Below are 16,578 nucleotides of genomic sequence, written 5' to 3' on the forward strand. Positions count from 1 at the left end.
GCATCGGACGTCTTCGACTCTACGGGCGGGGTCTGACAACCGGCTCCGGCGAGGGGCCGGCCCGGACCGTCCGGCTGCGTCAGGGGATCGTGCGCGACACCACGTACACCGTCGGGTGCTGCGGTTCGGACGTGTTCACGACGACGTCCAGGGTGGGTGCCGGGTTCTTCTGCTCGTGGGTCAGTCCGTCCCAGGGGCCCGGTCCCGTGAAGCTCCAGCCGACGACGTGCCGGTCGCGCTCGCCGATGGCGATGTCGTCCTTCTTCAGCGAGGCGCGCGTGGCCTTCAGGGTGCTGAGAAAGCGGTCCAGGCCGTCGTCCGTGGTGCTGAACTGCACATAGAGACGGCTGGTCTTCCAGTTGTTCGTCTCGTACGACGCGACGTCCGTGGCGTTCCACGGGATCCAGACCCGGTACAGGCGGCGCTGTACGCGCGAGGGCCAGCCCTCGGTCAGTCCGGTCGCCGTGTACTTGGCCTCCTTGTCCTTGCCGCTGTTGCGGCTCTGGTTGGCGGAGATCACCAGGTAACCGGCGGGAACCCCGATGAGCAGGACGATGATCAGCAGGGTGAGCGCCCGGCGCCGGATCATGTGCCCACGGCCCTCCGGGGGCCGCGAGGGCTCGTCCGGCGGTGACGCCTGTCGCGGTATGGACGTGGTGGCCGTCACAGCGCCCCCTTGGTGGTGCGGCGGGCCTGCGCGTAGCGCTCGTAGCGTTCGTAGCGCTCCACGCGGCGCCGGTTGGCGCGCCGGAAGCGGCGGGCGACCAGCCGGGCGAGGTCCGCGGCGCCGACCATGCCGGCCTCGGGCCCGAGCTGGGCGCGCGCGATACGGGCCTCGGGGCGGTAGCCACGACCGGTCAGATGGCGGCGGAAGGCGTCCCGGGCGGGGCCGATGAGCAGGTCGTCGGCCGCGCTGACGCCGCCGCCGATCACGAAGCAGGACGGGTCCAGGGCCGCCGCCAGGTTGGCGATGCCCACGCCGAGCCACTGGCCGATGTCCTGGAGCAGCTCGACGCACATCGCGTCGCCCTCGCGGGCCAGCTCGGTGATCAGCGGGCCGGTGATGTCGGAGACGTTGCCCTTGACGTGCTCGATGATCCCGTACGCCACCGGGGAGTCCGCGGCGGCCAGCTCCCTGGCCTCGCGCACCAGGGCGTTGCCGGAGCTGTACTGCTCCCAGCAGCCGCGGTTGCCGCACGGGCAGCGGTGGCCGCCGGGCACGACCTGCATATGGCCGAACTCGCCGGCGACGCCGAACTTGCCCCGCTTGACCTGGCCGTCCTCCAGGATGGCGCCGCCGATGCCGGTGCCGAGGGTGATCATCACGAGGTGGTCCTCACCGCGGCCGGCGCCGAAGCGCCACTCCGCCCAGGCGGCGGCGTTGGCGTCGTTGTCGACCAGGACGGGGACGGCGAGCCGCCCGGCGAGGCGGTCGCGCAGGGGCTCGTTGCGCCAGGACAGATGCGGGGCGAACAGGACGCGGTTGCGGTCCGCGTCCACCCAGCCGGCCGCGCCGATGCCGACGGCGTGCACGTCGTGCCGGTCGGACAGGTCCAGGACCAGTTCGACGATGGTGTCCTCGACGACCTTGGGGCTCTTGGACTTGTCGGGCGTCTCGGTGCGGAGCTTCTCCAGGATGTTGCCGTCGGCGTCGACGACGCCCGCCATCACCTTGGTGCCGCCGATGTCGATGCCGACCGTGGGGACGCGCGGGGCCGTCAGATGGGAGCGGCGCTCGCGTGTGCCCACGGTCCGCAGGACGGTGGCCCGGGCGGAGCCGCGGTGGGTGAGGTCGCGGTAGGTGCTCATCGGGCCCGATTCTGCCTCACGCCGCCGCCGGGCTGCACCGTGGACCGTCCGGGGGGCCGCGCCGTGGACCGTCCCCGGCGCGCCTCGGGCGCCCTGTTCGCCGCCGGCTCGCTCCGGGCCGTCCGTGGCCGGCCGTGCCCATGCGGCGGAGCGACGGTACGGCTCAGCCGCGTGCTCCCGCGGGGGCGCGGTTCTCGAGTTCATGACGCAGATCGTCCAGCTCGTCGCCGCCCGCCATCTGGCTGGTCAGCTCCTCGAGGGTGATCTCGTCACGGGTGTGGCTTCCCGCCATCGTGCCGCGCTTGAGCAGGACGAAACGGTCGCCCACGAGATACGCGTGATGCGGGTTGTGGGTGATGAAAACAACACCCAGACCCTCGTCTCGTGCCGCGGCCACGTATTTGAGGACCACACCCGACTGCTTGACACCGAGGGCCGCGGTCGGCTCGTCGAGGACCAGCACCTTGGCACCGAAATACACCGCCCGCGCGATCGCCACGCACTGGCGCTCGCCCCCGGACAGGGTGCCGATGGGCTGGTCGACGTCGCGCAGGTCGATGCCCATGCGCAGCAGCTGCTCGCGCGTCGTCCGGCGCATGAAGTCGACGTCGAGGCGCTTGAAGGGGCCGGCGCCCTTGCGGGGCTCGGAGCCGAGGAAGAAGTTGCGCCAGACCGGCATCAGCGAGACCACCGCCAGGTCCTGGTAGACCGTGGCGATACCGCGGTCCAGGGCCTCGCGCGGGGAGGACAGACGGACCTCCTCGCCCTCGATGCGGAAGGAGCCGGTGTCGTGCCGGTGCAGCCCCGCCACGATCTTGATGAGGGTGGACTTGCCCGCGCCGTTGTCGCCGAGGACACAGGTGACGTCGCCCGCGTGGACGTCCAGGCAGACGCCTTCGAGGGCGCGTACGTTGCCGTAGCGCTTGCCGATGTCGGTCAGGGCGACGAGCGGGGTGCGCTCCGTGACGTCGACGTCCGTGGTCATGTCGTGGCCTCCGCGCGCTTGCGGACCCAGGCGTTGAGCAGGGTCGCGAGGAGCAGCATCGCTCCGAGGAAGAACTTGAACCAGTCGGGGTTCCACTCGGCGAAGACGATGCCCTTGCTGGTCATGCCGAACAGGAACGCGCCCACCGCCGAGCCGATCGCGGAGCCGTAGCCTCCGGTGATCAGGCAGCCGCCGATGACGGCCGCGACGATGTAGATGAGCTCGTTGCCCACGCCCTCGCCGGACTGGACGACGTCGTACGAGAACAGCAGGTGCTGGCCGGAGATCCAGGCGCCGAGGGCGACGCCCATGTACAGGCCGATCCTGGTGCGCTCCACCGGTACTCCGACCGCGCGGGCCGCGTCCTTGTTGCCGCCGACCGCGAAGATCCAGTTGCCGGCGCGGGTGCGCAGCAGGATCCAGGAGCCGAGGGCGACCAGGGCGAACCACCACAGGATGGTGATCTTGAACTGGACACCGCCGACGGTGAGCGTGGAGGCGAAGAGGGCCTGCGCCGAGGAGAAGCCGTCCATGTCGGAGATCGACTTGGTGGAGACCGTGCCGCTGATCAGCTTGGTGAGGCCCAGGTTCATCCCGGTCAGCATCAGGAAGGTGCCGAGCGTGACGATGAAGCTGGGCAGTCTCGTGCGGGTCAGCACAAAGCCGTTGAAGGCGCCGATCGCCAGCGTGACCAGGAGGGACACTCCGACGCCGACCCAGACGTTCGCGGTCAGCTGGTAGCTGAACATCGACGACACCAGCGCGGACGACGTCACCATGACTCCGGCCGACAGGTCGAACTCGCCGCCGATCATCAGCAGCGCGACCGGGACGGCCATGATCCCGATCGTGGACGCCGCGTACAGGACCGTGCTGAGGCTCGACGCCCGCAGGAAGCTGTCGGCGACGATCGAGAAGACCACGAAGACGGCGAGCGCGCCGACCACCGAGCCCAGCTCGGGCCGGCCGAGGAGCCGCTTCAGCGGCGAACTCCTCAGCAGGCGCTCGTCCGCCGCCGTCCTCGGGCTCTGCGGTGCGGATGCCGGTGCCGTCGCGGTCATCGCGTCCCCCGCTTCGTGTACTGCTCGAGCGCCGCGGCCTGGTCCCTGGTGATGATCTGCGGTCCGGTGAGGACGGGCCGGCCGCCGCCGAGGGCGTTGGCGTTGTACTTGTAGAGCCAGAGCTGGTCGACCGCCTCGTAGCCCTGGAGGTAGGGCTGCTGGTCGACGGCGAAGCCGAGGGTGCCGTCCTTCAGCTCGCCCGCCACCTTGGCGTTCAGGTCGAAGGTGTCGACCTCCGCCCGGCTGCCCGCATCCGACCTGGCCTTCACGGCGGTGTCGGCGTAGGGGGCGCCGAGGGTGACGACGGTGTCGACGGACTTGTCCGACTGCAGTCTCGCCTCGAGGGCGGACTGCACGTCCGGCATGTTGGTGCCGTTGACGTACAGGTTGTCCACGGTGCCGTGGAACGTGTTCTTCACGCCCGAGCAGCGCTGCTCGTGGCCCACGTTGCCCTGCTCGTGCAGCACGCACAGGACCTTCTTGCGGCCGCGCTTGTTCAGCTCGTCGCCGACGGCCTCGCCGGCGATCGTCTCGTCCTGGCCGATGTGGGTGAGAGCGCCGAACTCCTTGGACTCCGCCGAGCCGGAGTTCACCGTGACCACCGGGATGCCGGCCTTCTCGGCGCGGGCGACGGCGGCCTTCATCGCGTCGGGCTTGGCCAGGGTGACGATGATGCCGTCGACCTTCTGGTCCACGGCCGCGTCGACGAGCTGGGCCTGCTGCTGGGCATTGGCGTCGTGCGAGTACAGGAAGTTGATGTTGTCCTTGACGGCGGCCTGCTCGGCGCCGCTCTGCACGATGTCCCAGAAGGTGTCGCCATCACCCGAGTGAGTGATCATCGCGAACGTCCAGCGGGGTGTGTCCACCGCGGCCCGGCCCTGGGCGGCGGCGGCCTTGCGGGCGTCCTCGGCACGCTTCCCGCCGTGGCTGCTGCATCCCGCCAGGGATAGGCCGAGCGCCCCTGCGAGCGCGATGGTTGCCCAGGTCCGAAACCGTGCCACGAGCCCGTGCCCTTCCTGCGTAGTTGCTTGGAACCCCCAAGTATCACCGACAGCGGATCGACGCCGCAGGTCAGGGGGCTGGTACGGGCGGGCTCAGGGGGCGTGTGCGGACGGCGGGCGGACGCCTTGGCCCCGGGAAGGCCGGGGCCTGGCACGGAGACAGGCGCCCGAACACTCAGGGGCGGACGAGCAGTTGGAACTCGAACGAGTAGCGCGAGGCGCGGTAGGTGTGGGTGCCGAACTCCACGGCACGGCCCGTGTCGTCGAACGTCGTGCGTTGCATCGTGAGGAGGGGAGCGCCCTCGGGTTCGCCGAGCCGCTCACCCTCGACGGGCGTGGCGGCGCGGGCCCCGACGGTCTGCCGGGCACTGTGAAGGGTGATGCCGGCCCCCCGCATCAACCGGTACAGCCCTGTGGACTCCAGGTGCTCGGAGTCCAGGTCCAGCAGGCCGGTCGGCAGGTAGTTGCACAGGTACGCCATCGGCTCATCGTGCGCGAGGCGCAGCCGCTCGATGTGGTGCACCTCCATGCCCTCGGGCACCCCGAGCGCGGCGGCGACCTCGGCCGAGGCGGGTGCGAAGGCGTTGACCACGACCCGGGTCGCGGGCCGCTGCCCGGCCGCCTCCAAATCGTCGTAGAGACTGCTGAGCTCCAGCGGGCGCTTGACCTGGCTGTGTACGACCTGGGTGCCGACGCCCCGGCGGCGCACCAGCAGCCCCTTGTCGACGAGGGACTGGATGGCCTGGCGGACGGTGGGCCGGGACAGGCCGAGGCGCCCGGCCAGTTCGATCTCGTTGCCGAGCAGGCTGCCCGGCGTGAGCCGCCCGTGCTCGATCGCAGCCTCGAGCTGCTGGGACAACTGGAAGTACAGCGGCACCGGGCTGGTCCGGTCGACACCGAGCTGGAGCGAGACGGTCGGATCCACATCTGGTTTCGGCACGGGCCGAGCGTAGCTCCGGTACCTGATGACGGGAAGTTGTGTAGTCCGGTTGTCCGGACAAACCATTGACAGGATGGGGGGTGCGCCCCCAGTTTGTTCCCATGCGCATCGGACTCATCGGAGCTGGCCGGATCGGAACCTTTCACGCGACCACGCTCAGCCGCCACCGCGAGGTCGGCTCGCTCATCATCACCGACGTCGACAGGGCCCGGGCCCAAGCGCTCGCGGACCGGCTGGGCGCGACCGCCGCGCCCGGTGTGGACGAGATCTTCACCTGGGGCGTGGACGCCATGGTCGTCACGGCGGCCACCGCGGCCCACGCGGAACTGATCGGCCGGGCCGCGCGCTCGGGACTGCCGGTGTTCTGCGAGAAGCCCATCGCGGTCGACCTGCCGGGCACTTTGACCGCGCTCGCCGAGGTCGACGCCGCGGGAACGGTGCTGCAGATGGGTTTCCAGCGCCGCTTCGACACGGGTTACACGACCGCGCGGGAGGCCGTGCGCTCCGGGCGGCTCGGACGGCTGCACACGGTCCGCGCGACGACGGCGGACCAGGCGCCGCCGCCGGCCGCGTATCTGCCCCTCTCCGGCGGGATCTACCGCGACTGCCTCGTCCACGACTTCGACATCCTGCGCTGGGTCACCGGCCGGGAGGTCGTCGAGGTGTACGCGGCCGGATCGGACGCCGGCGGGGCGATGTACCGCGAGGCGCATGACGTCGACACGGCGGCGGTGGTGCTCACTCTGGAGGACGGCACGCTGGCCACGGCGACCGCGACCCGCACCAACGGCGCCGGATACGACGTCCGCATGGAACTGGCCGGCGAACTGGACACGATCGCGGTGGGCCTGGACGACCGTACGCCCATCACCTCGACCGAACCGGCCGGTCCGCCGCCCGCGGACAAGCCGTGGACCGGCTTCCTGGAGCGCTTCGCCCCCGCGTACGAGGCGGAGGTCGCCGCCTTCGTCGAGGTGGTGCGGGGTGAACGCGCCAATCCGTGCGACGGCCGCGAGGCCCTCCAGGCGCTGCGGATCGCGGAGGCCTGCGAGCTGTCCCGGCACGAGCGCCGCCCCGTGAACCTCGGTGAGATCGAGGGCACTCGCGACTGACCCGCCAGTCCCCCGCGACCCGGCCCCCGTGCGGCCGCTACCAGCGCACCGGAAGGGCCTGCACTCCCCGTATCAGCATTCCGGGCAGCCAGGGGCCGGGCGGGCCGTCGAGGGACAGGTCCGGGCAGCGCTGCAGCAGGGTGCGCAGGGCCGTGCGGGCCTCCAGCCGGGCCAGGGGTGCCCCGAGGCAGTAGTGCATGCCGTGTCCGAAGGCGAGGTGGCCCTGCGGGGCGCGGCGCACGTCGAAGCGGTGGGGGTCGGGATAGCGGGACCCGTCCCGGCCGGCCGCGTCGAGCCCGATGATCACCGGCTCGCCCTGGGCGATGGCCGTACCGGCGATCTCCAGCGGCTCGGACGCGTAGCGGTATGTCGCCGTCTCCACCGGCCCCTCGAAGCGCAGCACCTCCTCGACGGCGCCGTCCAGGAGGGTCATGTCGGCGCGCAGCGCGGCGAGTTGCTCCGGGTGTGTGAGGAGCGTGTGCACGGCGTTGGTGATCAGGTTGACCGTCGTCTCGTGGCCCGCGACGAGCAGGAGGAAGGCCATCGCACGCAGTTCGCCGGCCGAGAGCCGGTCGTCGTCCTCCGCGCGGGTGCGGATGAGGTCGCCGAGCAGGTCACCGGCCGGGGGCGCGCAGCGCTTGTCCTCGATCAACTCGTCCAGGAAGACGGACAGTTGCCGCATGGCGGCGAGACCGGCCCCCGCACTGGTCGGGGTCACGATCTCGTTCGACAGGGCGCGGAAGGCCACCCGGTCGATGTCCGGAACGCCGAGCAGCTCGCAGATGACCGTGATGGGCAGCGGATAGGCGAGGGCCTCCACCAGGTCGGCCCGGCCCTTCGGCAGCATCTCCTCGACCAGCTCGTCGGTGATCCGCTGGATGCGCGGGCGCAGCGCCTCCACCCGGCGCATGGTGAACGCACGTGCGACGAGGGAGCGGAGCCGGGTGTGCTCCGGCGGGTCGACGATCAGCAGATGCCGGCCCATCACCTCGTCCTCGGTGGTGTACACCCCCTGCTTGGTGCCGTCCTTGGAGAGTCTGGGGTCGGCGAGGGCGGCACGCGCCTCCTCGTACCCGACGACCAGCCAGGTCTCCCACGCGCCGGGCGGCGGCGTCCGCACCTGGTGCACCGGCCCGCGCTCGCGCAGCTCCGCGTAGACCTGGTGCGGGTCGTCCGCGAACCGCGCGCCGTACTCCCCCAGATCGATCACGACCGCTCCCCCTCCCGTCACCCGTGCAACGAACGGGGCGCCCGTTCAGTGCCCGTCCTCCTCCACGAGTCCCGCGTCGTACGCCAACAGGGCGATCTGCACGCGGTTGTTGAGCTGGAGCTTGGCGAGGATCCGGGAGACGTGCGTCTTGACGCCCGCGACGCTCATGAACAGCTCGGCGGCGATCTCCGCGTTCGAGGAGCCCCGGCCGACGGCGACGGCGACCTCGCGTTCGCGGTCTCCCAGGGCCGCGATCCGCTCGCGGGCGCCGGCGCGCCGGGGGGAGCCCGTCCCGGCGCCCACGGCGTGCGCCATCAGCTGGCGGGTGACGGCGGGTGACAGCACCGGGTCGCCGGCCGCGACTCGCCTTACCGCGTCCAGGATCTCGGCGGGCGGGGTGTCCTTGAGCACGAACCCGGCGGCGCCGGCGCGCAGCGCCCGCAGCACCTGGTCGTCGGCGTGGAAGGTGGTGAGGACCACGACCTGGGGGGCGTCGGCACGGCGGCGGAGCAGCTCGGTGGCGGTCAGTCCGTCGACCACCGGCATCCGGATGTCCATCAGGACGACGTCCGGCCGGACGCGGTCGACGAGTTGCTCGACCTCGCTGCCGTCGGCGGCCTCGCCGACGATCTCGATGTCGTCGGCACCGCCCAGCATCAAGGACAGGCCGGCCCGCACGAGGGGGTCGTCGTCGGCCAGGAGCAGTCGGATCGCGGTCATGGGCCATACGGTAGTGATCCGTCTCCCGGGCCCGCTCGTGGAGGGGTGGCTGCTGTGCCCGCGGCCCGCACCGGGGCAGGGAGGGTTCGGGGCGCCCCGGGGCGAGTGCGCGCGGATCCTTTTCCGTTGACGGCGGGGACATCCCCGGCTTTCCTGCTGCGATGCCGAATCTTCGCTTCGCCGAGCCGCACGACGACGCCACGCTCGAGGAGTGGCGGCACGTGCACAACCGGATCGTCACCGCGGACCCGCTCTCCCTCGACGACCTGCGGGAACGTGTGACCCGCCATCACCTGGAGGTCGCGTACCTCGATGACGTCCTCGTCGGCTGTTCGACGGTTCGTCCCCCGAAGGACGGCACCGCCACCCTGATCGCACGTGTACTGCCCGCCCACCGTCGGCAGGGCTTCGGTGAGCGGCTCTACGAGCGGGGCCTCGACCGCGCCCGGGTCTTGGGGGCCGAGACGACCGAGACGATCGTGCTCGGCACCAGCCCCGACGGGCTGGAGTTCGCCCGCAGGCAGGGTTTCGTCGAGGTCGACCGCCATGTGGCCGCGGTCGACGAGGTGTGGCACACGCTGCGGCTCGTCTGAACCGGCCGGGAACGGCGCGGTCCCGAGGGGCTCACGCCGGCCACGGAAGCCGGGCGTGCACCCGGAAGCCGCCGTCCCCTGTGACGCCGTGGTCGAGGCTTCCGCCCGCCAGGGTCGCGCGTTCGGTGAGGCCGATCAGGCCCTGGCCGGAGCCGGGGACATGCGGGACCTCGCCGGGCGGGGCCGGGTTGCGCACGGTGACGGTGAGGCCGTCTCCGGGCGCGCCCGTCACCGTCACCGTCACCTCGGCCCCGGGGGCGTGCTTGCGGGCGTTCGTCAGACCCTCCTGGGCGATGCGGTACGCGGTGCGGCCCACGGAGGCGGGCACGGCGGCGGGGTCGGCGACCCGGCGGTCGAGCACGACCTTCATGCCGGCCTCCCGGGACTCGGCGACCAGGGCGTCCAGCGCGGCCAGCGTCGGCTGGGGCCGGCCCGTGTCGTCGGAGTCCCCGGCCCGCAGCACACCGATGATCTCCCTGAGGTCCTGCAGGGCCTCGTGCGCGCTCTCCCGGATCACCCCCGCCGCTCGCGCGATCTCCTCCCGGGGCGCGTCGGGACGGAACTCCAGGGCGCCCGCGTGCACGCTCAGCAGGGTCAGGCGGTGCGCCAGGACGTCGTGCATCTCACGCGCGATCGCCTCCCGGGCCAGCCGCTGGGCCTGCTCGGCGCGGAGCGCCGCCTCGGTCTCGGCCCTCCGCGCCCGGTCCCGCAGGCTCAGCATGAGCTGCCGCTTGGACCGTACGAACATGCCCCAGCCGACGACCGCGACCGTGCACAGCGCGGTGACGATGACGGCGGCGACATAGGGGAGGTCCGGGTCGGGGCGCAGCCAGAAGAACAGCGGGATGAGCGCGACCTGTGCGCCGCCCAGCCAGCCGGCGTACCGGAACGGCCGGTGCACGGCGACGGTGAAGAGCGCGATCAGGCCCGCTCCCCCGGCGGTGTCGGAGACCAGGCACACCGGGACCATCGCCACGGCGAGCGCAAGCGGCCAGCGGCGACGCAGCCAGACCGCGGCACAGGCGAGGGCGCCGAGTCCCACGTCGGCGACCAGGAGGGCCTTGGGGATGTCCGAGTCGTTCGCCACGGAGACGGCGGCGGCGAACGCGAGGAGCACGGCCAGCAGGAAGCACCCGGAGTCGACGACCCAGTCCCGCACGGTACGGCGGGGCCGCCGTCCACGGCCGGCTTCGGGGTCGAGTTCCGCGATCACGGCCGAGGGCAGGAACCAGCGACGCCGGGGCAGTCCGTGTGCGCCCGGGGCCCGGCTCGGGGAGGCCGGGGAGGGCAGGGGCGGCATCGCGGAAGGGGCGGCGGCACGGGCCGCGCGGCCGTCGGCCCGGGTGGCCGCGGGTGTGCCCGTGGACCGTCGCGAACGCAGCGGCCACGCTGCCCGCGACGGGCGTGGAAGGGGCCGAAATCCCTTCATGGCCGTCTCGGGACGCGGCGCCGTCCGCTCTGCCGTACGTGCCGACTCGTCTCCACTCACGGCCGACAAATCTATGCGGCCCACGGCGCGGACACCGCCCCCCGGCCGTGATCTGCGACCGAAGTCGCACCACCGAAGACTTTCGGCGCGCGCCACCCGCGGAGACGGGACTTTCGGCCGGGCCCGGGGGTCACTGCGAGGCTTTGGAGGGGACGTTGCGGGCCGGGAGAGGCCACCGGCGTTGCTGTGCCGGGCTGCTGCTCGGCTCACAGCACCCGCACACGGTCGGCCGGCGTCTGCTCATAGAGCGGAATGGCCCGGCCCAGATCCCCCGCCGACTCGTAGGCGCCCGCCGGATTGCTGCGCAAGGTCAAGGTATTGGGGTGGGGCCCGGAGGCCCCGGAGGCGAGGCCCGGAGGCCCGGAGGCCGGAGGCGCCCGGAGGTGGGGACTTGCTGCCAGGCCCGTCCGGGAGTGGCCAGGCAGGCGCGCCCGCCCCGGGGCGACCATCGGTCCCCTGGGTTGCGGGCGCGCCACGGGCTCAGCAGTCGAAGTCGATCAGGTCGAACGTCGCGTAGTGGTCGGAGGTGTAGTAGTCCTCTTCGTACCTCTCGCCCGTGACGATGCGGCGGGCGCCGCGCGTGGAGGAACCGGGCGTCTTGACCGTGTACTCGTGGTAGTAACCGCTCGGCTGCCTGGGGAGCACGCTCTCACGGTTCTGGAAGACGATCCCGTCCTGCGAGTAGGGGAAGGGGCCGCCACGGTCGATCAGGTCGAGCGTGTCGTAGGCCTGGGACGGCAGGTCGCTGTAGCAGATGCTGCCGACGTAGGCGGCTGCGGCGTCCGCGGTGGTGGCGGAGACCGTGCCGCCCATGACGAGGGCGGACAGGAGCGCGGCTGCGGCGCCGATCCGGGTGGCGCGTGGGGGGGTTCTCATGACGCCATGATGACGCGCGTAGAGAATGGCATGTCAATGACAAATCAACAATGTTTCCCGTCCCGTCCCCTGAGTTCTCGGGAAGTTAACCTCCGGCCCTGGACCGGGCGTCCGCCTCAGCCCGCGTGCGTGGAGAACAGGCCGCCCGTCGGCCCCTGCTTGTCTCCGCCCTGGGCCTTCTTCAGGGCGTTGGCGAGGCTCTCGATGGTGAGCGACTGCAGGATGACGCGGCCGTTGCCCTCCAGGGTCGCCAGGGACAGGCCCTCGCCTCCGAAGACCATGTTCATGATCCCCTGGCGGTTGAGGCCTCCGACGCGCTGGACGCCGTACTGGATCCCCTCCTCGAAGGCGACGACACAGCCGGTGTCGACCTCGATACGGCCGCCGAAGTCCGCGGGGTTGAGGTCGATGAAGTTGCCGGCGCCGGCGATGATCACCGTGCCGTACCCGGTGAACTTCTCCAGGATGAAGCCCTCGCCGCCGCTCATGCCCGTGCGGCCGCCCTGGAAGGCGATGCCGAAGTCGACGGTCGACTCGGCGGCCACGAAGGCGTCCTTCTCGGCGAACCACGCGCGCCTGCCGTCGAGCTCCAGCGCGCGCATCTCGCCGGGGAGCACTCCGGCGAAACCGACCGTGCCCTCGCCGCCCTGCGCCGTGAAGTACTGGAAGGCCAGCGACTCGCCCGCGAGCGCACGCTGACCGACCTGCATGGCGGTGCCCATCGCCTGGCGCAGGAAGCCGCCCATGCCGCCGCTCGCGCCCCCGCCCTGGGACTGGCCGCCGTTGTTCGACGGGCCGGACAGGCGGGTCTCCATCGTCACGTTCGTGGTCTTGAAGAGGAACTTGCCCGCCTCGCAGTACACGGTCTGGCCGGGGCTCAGGTTGACGACCGCCATCTGCATGGCGTTGCCGACGATTTCTTGCTGAAGAGTCACGTGGGGAGAACGCGGGATACGGGGCGATTGGTTCCGGGCCCTACGGAGACATGCTTCCTGGTCCTCCGGAAGCATGGATCCGGCCTACCGGAGGCATGAATCCGGGCCTACCGGAAGCATGGATCCGGGCCCATCGGAGGCATGGATCCGGGCCCACCGGAGGCACGGTTCCGGCCTCCGGAGTCCGCGGTCGTGGCGGTCAGCCGCCGAGTTCCTGGTGCCGTGTCGTGAGGTCCGCCGCGCCCCGCTCGGTGAGGCCCCCGTACAGGCGCAGCCGGGAGATGCCGCCGTCCGGATGGATGTCCACGCGCGCGTGCGTGCCGACGACCGGTTCCGGAAGGACGAAGCGGTGGTTGGTGTCGGGCTGGAGACGGGTGCGCGGGAGGATCTCCCGCCACTCCGTGTCCGCGGTGTTCTCGCCGCCGCCCGTGACCGAGACCGACGCCCAGCCCGCCGCGTTCCCCTTCAGATACGCGGTGTCGATCTCGATCGCCCGGATCCGCGCCTCGGCGGCCAGCCGGTAACGGATCCAGTCGTGGCCCCGGTCGCGACGGCGCCGGGTCTCCCAGCCGTCGTCCATCTTGCGGGACCTGCCCGGCTGGATGGTGTTGGTGGCGGGCGAGTAGAAGAGGTCGGACGCGTCCTCGACCCGGCCGCCGTTCTCCAGGGCGACGACGTCGAAGGTGCCCAGCGCCCGGAGCCACCGGGGGTCGGGCACCACGTCGCCGTACACCCGCAGGCGCGCGATGCCGCCGTCGGGGTGCTGGTTGACGCGCAGGTGCGTGACGCGCTGCTCGACCTCCACGGCGAAACCGTTGGCCGCGTGTCCGCCGACCGGCGTGCGCGGGACGAGCGTCGTCCACTTCACGTCGTCGCCGAGGAGTTCCTCCGGCGAGGGTGAGCCCGGCACCGACGTGCCCTCGATGGACACCGCCTGCGGGTAGTTGCCCCGGAAGTGCGCGGTGTCCACGACGATGCCCCGTACGACACCCGGCGCGCCCAGGCGGATCAGTGCCCAGTCGTGGTCCTCCTCGGTGGGCCACGGGTGCTCGGAGGAGGCGCCGCGGCGGCGCCGGGTCTCCCAGCCGTCCATGACCTTGCCCTTGTGCCCGAAGTGCTCGGGGTCGAACTCGGCGCGCTCGGGGACCAGCAGGTTCTCGCGTGGGGCGAAGAACTCGTCGTTGGCGGCGAGGACGGCGGCGCCGAGCCGGCGGTCGGCGAGGTTGGCGTGGCGGGTGAAGGGGAAGTCGGCGCTGCGGTAGTCCGCGTACGGGTCACCGCCTCCGTAGGGGTTGGCGTCGCCGGTGAAGCGGGCCGGACCGTCGTGCTGCTGCGCCGTCACGGTGATCAGTTCGTCCTTTCGGGAGTCGGCGGGTGCGGGGGTGGTCAGTGGGCCCGGGTGAGCAGCCTGCCCTTCGGCTCGGTGAACTCGCCGTCGGCCACGATGCGTTCGCCGCGCAGCCAGGTCGATCTCACCACCCCGGACAGAGTCCGGCCGGCGTACGCGGTGACGCGGTTGCGGTGCTGGAGGGCGTCCGGGTCGACGGTGAACGTCTCGTCGGGCGCGAACACCGCGAAGTCCGCGTCGTGGCCCGGAGCGATGGCGCCCTTGCGGGAGTCGAGTCCCACGAGCCGCGCCGTGCGCGCGGACATCCAGCGGACCACGTCCTGAAGACCGTGGCCGCGCCGGCGTGCCTCGGTCCAGACGGCGGGAAGGCTCAGCTGCAGACCCGCTATGCCACCCCAGGCCGTGGCGAAGTCGCCGGTCTTGAGGTCGGCGGTCGACGGGGAGTGGTCGGTGACGACGCAGTCGATCGTGCCGTCGGCCAGCGCGTGCCACAGCGGGTCCTGGTTGGCGGCCTCGCGGATGGGCGGGCAGCACTTGAACTCGCTGGCCCCGTCCGGGACCTCCTCGGCCGTCAGGGTCAGGTAGTGCGGGCAGGTCTCCACCGTGATGCGCACGCCGTCCGCCCGGGCGGCGGCGATCAGCGGCAGTGCGTCGCCGGAGGACAGGTGCAGCACATGCACGCGCGCGTCGAACCGCCTGGCCTGTGCGATCAGTCGGGAGATGGCGGTGTCCTCGGCTTCTCGCGGGCGGGAGGCCAGGAAGTCGGCGTATTTCGGGCCGCCCTGCTGTGGGGCGGCGGCGAGGTGGTGCGGATCCTCGGCGTGCACGACGAGGAGACCGCCGAAGCCCGCGATCTCGGCCAGGGACCGGGCGAGTTGCTCCTGGTCGAGGTGCGGGAACTCGTCCACGCCCGAGGGTGACAGGAACGCCTTGAAGCCGAAGACGCCCGCATCGTGCAGCGGCCGCAGGTCCTCCACGTTGCCGGGCAGCGCGCCGCCCCAGAAGCCGACGTCGATGTGGGTCTTCCCGGCCGCGGCCTCCTTCTTCGTGCGGAGGTGCTCGACCGTCGTGGTCGGCGGCAGGGAGTTGAGCGGCATGTCGACGAGGGTGGTGATGCCGCCGGCCGCCGCGGCCCGCGTGGCCGTCCAGAAGCCTTCCCATTCGGTGCGGCCCGGGTCGTTGACGTGCACGTGGGTGTCGACCAGTCCGGGCAGCAGCACGTCGTCGCCGAAGTCCTCGAGGCGCGCCCCGGCCGGTACGTCCGCGTCGTGGGGCAGGACGTCCGTGATCGTGCCCCCGGCGACCACGACGGATGCGGCACGCGTCCCGTCGGGAGTGATGACGCGTCTCGAGCGCAGCACCAGTTCGGCGTCGGACACCCGGGCCCCTTCCTCCGTGCCGTTCCACTTCCGGGAAACGGGATGGACACCCACAGAGCGAAATTCAACGTTCTGTTGAAGAAGTCTTCACTCCGACCCCCGCGTCGTCAAGGGTGGACCGCCATCCGGCACACGCGGCGGCCCGCCCCTCTAGACGCTTCCACAAGGCGGAATTAGAGTTCCAATCAGCAGAACGTAGCCACGCACCAGCAGGGAGTCAACCGGCTGCCGGGTAGGCTGCTGCCCTTCCCGCCAGCCCCGAAAGGAACGCGCCGTGCCGACGTCGACGTCCAGCGCCAGCGACGCCCCCGCCAAGTCCGCCACGGGTGGGGTGCAGTCCCTCGAGCGCGCCTTCGACCTGCTGGAGCGGATGGCGGACGCGGGCGGCGAGGTCGGCCTCAGCGAGCTGTCCGCGAGCAGCGGGCTTCCGCTGCCGACGATCCACCGCCTGATGCGCACGCTCGTGGCCTGCGGTTACGTCCGCCAGCAGACCAACCGCCGCTATGCGCTCGGCCCCCGGCTCATCCGGCTCGGCGAGTCGGCTTCCCGGCTGCTCGGGACCTGGGCGCGCCCCTATCTGGCACAGCTGGTGGAGGAGACCGGCGAGACCGCGAACATGGCGCTGCTGGACGGCGACGAGATCGTCTACGTGGCGCAGGTGCCGTCCAAGCACTCGATGCGGATGTTCACCGAGGTGGGCCGCCGGGTGCTGCCGCACTCGACGGGCGTCGGCAAGGCGCTGCTCGCCACCACGCCGGACGACGAGGTGCGCGCCCTGCTGGCCCGCACCGGCATGCCCGCCGCGACCGAGAAGACCATCACCACGCCGGACGCCTTCCTCGCGGCGCTGGCGGAGGTGCGCCGGCTCGGGTACGCGGTCGACGACAACGAGCAGGAGATAGGGGTCCGGTGCCTCGCGGTGTCCGTACCCGACTCCCCGACCGCCGCGGCGATCTCCATCTCCGGCCCGGCGGGCCGGGTCACGGACGCGGCGACGGAGCGGATCGTGCCGGTGCTGCAGCAGGTGGCGGCGGAACTGTCCGAGGCCCTGGCCGGCACGGGAAGCTGAGCGCACGACAGGTCCTCGGAGCGGGGGATCGCCGGACGTCCGCGGCCGGCC

Annotated in this window: 16 protein-coding genes; 3 read left to right on the forward strand and 13 right to left on the reverse strand. The window is 71.8% G+C overall.

Translation table 11 applies throughout. The features are described from left to right. Positions 1 to 79: 79 nt before the first annotated feature. The 6 genes from LZ604_RS23510 to LZ604_RS23535 all read right to left on the reverse strand — a co-directional run bounded on the left by LZ604_RS23510 (position 80) and on the right by LZ604_RS23535 (position 5,781). Positions 80 to 667 carry a sugar kinase gene (locus tag LZ604_RS23510; protein ID WP_234517419.1) on the reverse strand — a complete coding sequence of 196 codons (588 nt, stop codon included), beginning with the start codon at positions 665 to 667 and terminating at the stop codon, positions 80 to 82. Continuing rightward, positions 664 to 1,809 (reverse strand): ROK family glucokinase, encoded by a 1,146-nt coding sequence (locus LZ604_RS23515; protein WP_234517420.1) that lies wholly within the window; start codon positions 1,807 to 1,809, stop codon positions 664 to 666. Before LZ604_RS23515 ends, LZ604_RS23510 begins: the two co-directional genes overlap by 4 nt. 163 nt (positions 1,810 to 1,972) lie before the next feature. Next, positions 1,973 to 2,794 carry an ATP-binding cassette domain-containing protein gene (locus tag LZ604_RS23520; RefSeq protein WP_234517421.1) on the reverse strand — a complete coding sequence of 274 codons (822 nt, stop codon included), beginning with the start codon at positions 2,792 to 2,794 and terminating at the stop codon, positions 1,973 to 1,975. After that, entirely contained in the window at positions 2,791 to 3,855 is a 1,065-nt protein-coding gene (locus LZ604_RS23525; protein WP_234517422.1) for an ABC transporter permease, read from the reverse strand. The genes LZ604_RS23520 and LZ604_RS23525 overlap by 4 nt, the downstream gene beginning before the upstream one ends. Beyond that, the gene (locus LZ604_RS23530; RefSeq protein ID WP_234517423.1) at positions 3,852 to 4,856 is read right to left on the reverse strand and encodes a sugar ABC transporter substrate-binding protein; all 1,005 of its coding nucleotides are present in this window, start codon (positions 4,854 to 4,856) and stop codon (positions 3,852 to 3,854) included. Before LZ604_RS23530 ends, LZ604_RS23525 begins: the two co-directional genes overlap by 4 nt. 175 nt (positions 4,857 to 5,031) lie before the next feature. After that, positions 5,032 to 5,781 (reverse strand): GntR family transcriptional regulator, encoded by a 750-nt coding sequence (locus LZ604_RS23535; RefSeq protein WP_234517469.1) that lies wholly within the window; start codon positions 5,779 to 5,781, stop codon positions 5,032 to 5,034. 116 nt (positions 5,782 to 5,897) lie between these two features. Here LZ604_RS23535 and LZ604_RS23540 point away from each other — a divergent pair, with 116 nt between their 5' ends. Then, positions 5,898 to 6,908: a Gfo/Idh/MocA family protein gene (locus LZ604_RS23540; RefSeq protein ID WP_234517424.1), complete on the forward strand. Its 1,011-nt coding sequence runs from the start codon at positions 5,898 to 5,900 to the stop codon at positions 6,906 to 6,908. 37 nt (positions 6,909 to 6,945) lie between these two features. Here the strand turns inward: LZ604_RS23540 and LZ604_RS23545 are convergent, their stop codons facing one another. Next, positions 6,946 to 8,118, reverse strand: coding sequence for a cytochrome P450 family protein (locus LZ604_RS23545; protein WP_234517425.1), 1,173 nt, complete (start codon positions 8,116 to 8,118; stop codon positions 6,946 to 6,948). 45 nt (positions 8,119 to 8,163) lie between these two features. After that, a complete protein-coding gene (locus LZ604_RS23550; protein WP_234517426.1) occupies positions 8,164 to 8,838 on the reverse strand; it encodes a response regulator transcription factor in 675 nt (224 codons plus the stop codon). Positions 8,839 to 8,999: 161 nt separating this feature from the next. Between LZ604_RS23550 and LZ604_RS23555 the strand changes: the two genes are divergently transcribed. Continuing rightward, positions 9,000 to 9,431, forward strand: a complete 432-nt coding sequence (locus tag LZ604_RS23555) for a GNAT family N-acetyltransferase (protein WP_234517427.1) — start codon at positions 9,000 to 9,002, stop codon at positions 9,429 to 9,431. 31 nt (positions 9,432 to 9,462) lie between these two features. Here the strand turns inward: LZ604_RS23555 and LZ604_RS23560 are convergent, their stop codons facing one another. The 5 genes from LZ604_RS23560 to allB form a co-directional block, all read right to left on the reverse strand. Then, the gene (locus LZ604_RS23560) at positions 9,463 to 10,731 is read right to left on the reverse strand and encodes a sensor histidine kinase (RefSeq protein ID WP_234517428.1); all 1,269 of its coding nucleotides are present in this window, start codon (positions 10,729 to 10,731) and stop codon (positions 9,463 to 9,465) included. A 669-nt stretch (positions 10,732 to 11,400) separates the two neighbouring features. Continuing rightward, positions 11,401 to 11,796: a guanyl-specific ribonuclease gene (locus LZ604_RS23565; protein WP_234517429.1), complete on the reverse strand. Its 396-nt coding sequence runs from the start codon at positions 11,794 to 11,796 to the stop codon at positions 11,401 to 11,403. A 116-nt stretch (positions 11,797 to 11,912) separates the two neighbouring features. Then, on the reverse strand, positions 11,913 to 12,731 hold the full coding sequence (locus LZ604_RS23570; RefSeq protein ID WP_234517430.1) for an AIM24 family protein: 819 nt from the start codon (positions 12,729 to 12,731) through the stop codon (positions 11,913 to 11,915). 199 nt (positions 12,732 to 12,930) lie between these two features. After that, complete coding sequence (gene alc, locus LZ604_RS23575) at positions 12,931 to 14,073, reverse strand: allantoicase (protein WP_234517431.1); 1,143 nt, start codon at positions 14,071 to 14,073, stop codon at positions 12,931 to 12,933. Between the two features lie 44 nt (positions 14,074 to 14,117). Then, on the reverse strand, positions 14,118 to 15,458 hold the full coding sequence (gene allB / locus LZ604_RS23580; protein ID WP_234517432.1) for an allantoinase AllB: 1,341 nt from the start codon (positions 15,456 to 15,458) through the stop codon (positions 14,118 to 14,120). Between the two features lie 274 nt (positions 15,459 to 15,732). On the opposite strand from allB, the gene LZ604_RS23585 reads away from it, so the two are divergent. After that, positions 15,733 to 16,527: an IclR family transcriptional regulator gene (locus LZ604_RS23585; RefSeq protein WP_234517433.1), complete on the forward strand. Its 795-nt coding sequence runs from the start codon at positions 15,733 to 15,735 to the stop codon at positions 16,525 to 16,527. The last annotated feature ends 51 nt before the right edge of the window (positions 16,528 to 16,578 follow it).

It is taken from the genome of Streptomyces glomeratus, assembly GCF_021462825.1.
GTDB classification, from domain to species: domain Bacteria; phylum Actinomycetota; class Actinomycetes; order Streptomycetales; family Streptomycetaceae; genus Streptomyces; species Streptomyces glomeratus.

What these genes read in the sequence shown, in the direction of transcription:
- LZ604_RS23565 (WP_234517429.1), bottom strand. Translation starts at nt 11,796, where the DNA reads ATGAGAACCCCCCCACGCGCCACCCGGATCGGCGCCGCAGCCGCGCTC.
- LZ604_RS23560 (WP_234517428.1), bottom strand. Translation starts at nt 10,731, where the DNA reads ATGCCGCCCCTGCCCTCCCCGGCCTCCCCGAGCCGGGCCCCGGGCGCA.
- LZ604_RS23520 (WP_234517421.1), bottom strand. Translation starts at nt 2,794, where the DNA reads ATGACCACGGACGTCGACGTCACGGAGCGCACCCCGCTCGTCGCCCTG.
- LZ604_RS23525 (WP_234517422.1), bottom strand. Translation starts at nt 3,855, where the DNA reads ATGACCGCGACGGCACCGGCATCCGCACCGCAGAGCCCGAGGACGGCG.
- LZ604_RS23540 (WP_234517424.1), top strand. Translation starts at nt 5,898, where the DNA reads ATGCGCATCGGACTCATCGGAGCTGGCCGGATCGGAACCTTTCACGCG.
- LZ604_RS23555 (WP_234517427.1), top strand. Translation starts at nt 9,000, where the DNA reads ATGCCGAATCTTCGCTTCGCCGAGCCGCACGACGACGCCACGCTCGAG.
- LZ604_RS23550 (WP_234517426.1), bottom strand. Translation starts at nt 8,838, where the DNA reads ATGACCGCGATCCGACTGCTCCTGGCCGACGACGACCCCCTCGTGCGG.
- LZ604_RS23515 (WP_234517420.1), bottom strand. Translation starts at nt 1,809, where the DNA reads ATGAGCACCTACCGCGACCTCACCCACCGCGGCTCCGCCCGGGCCACC.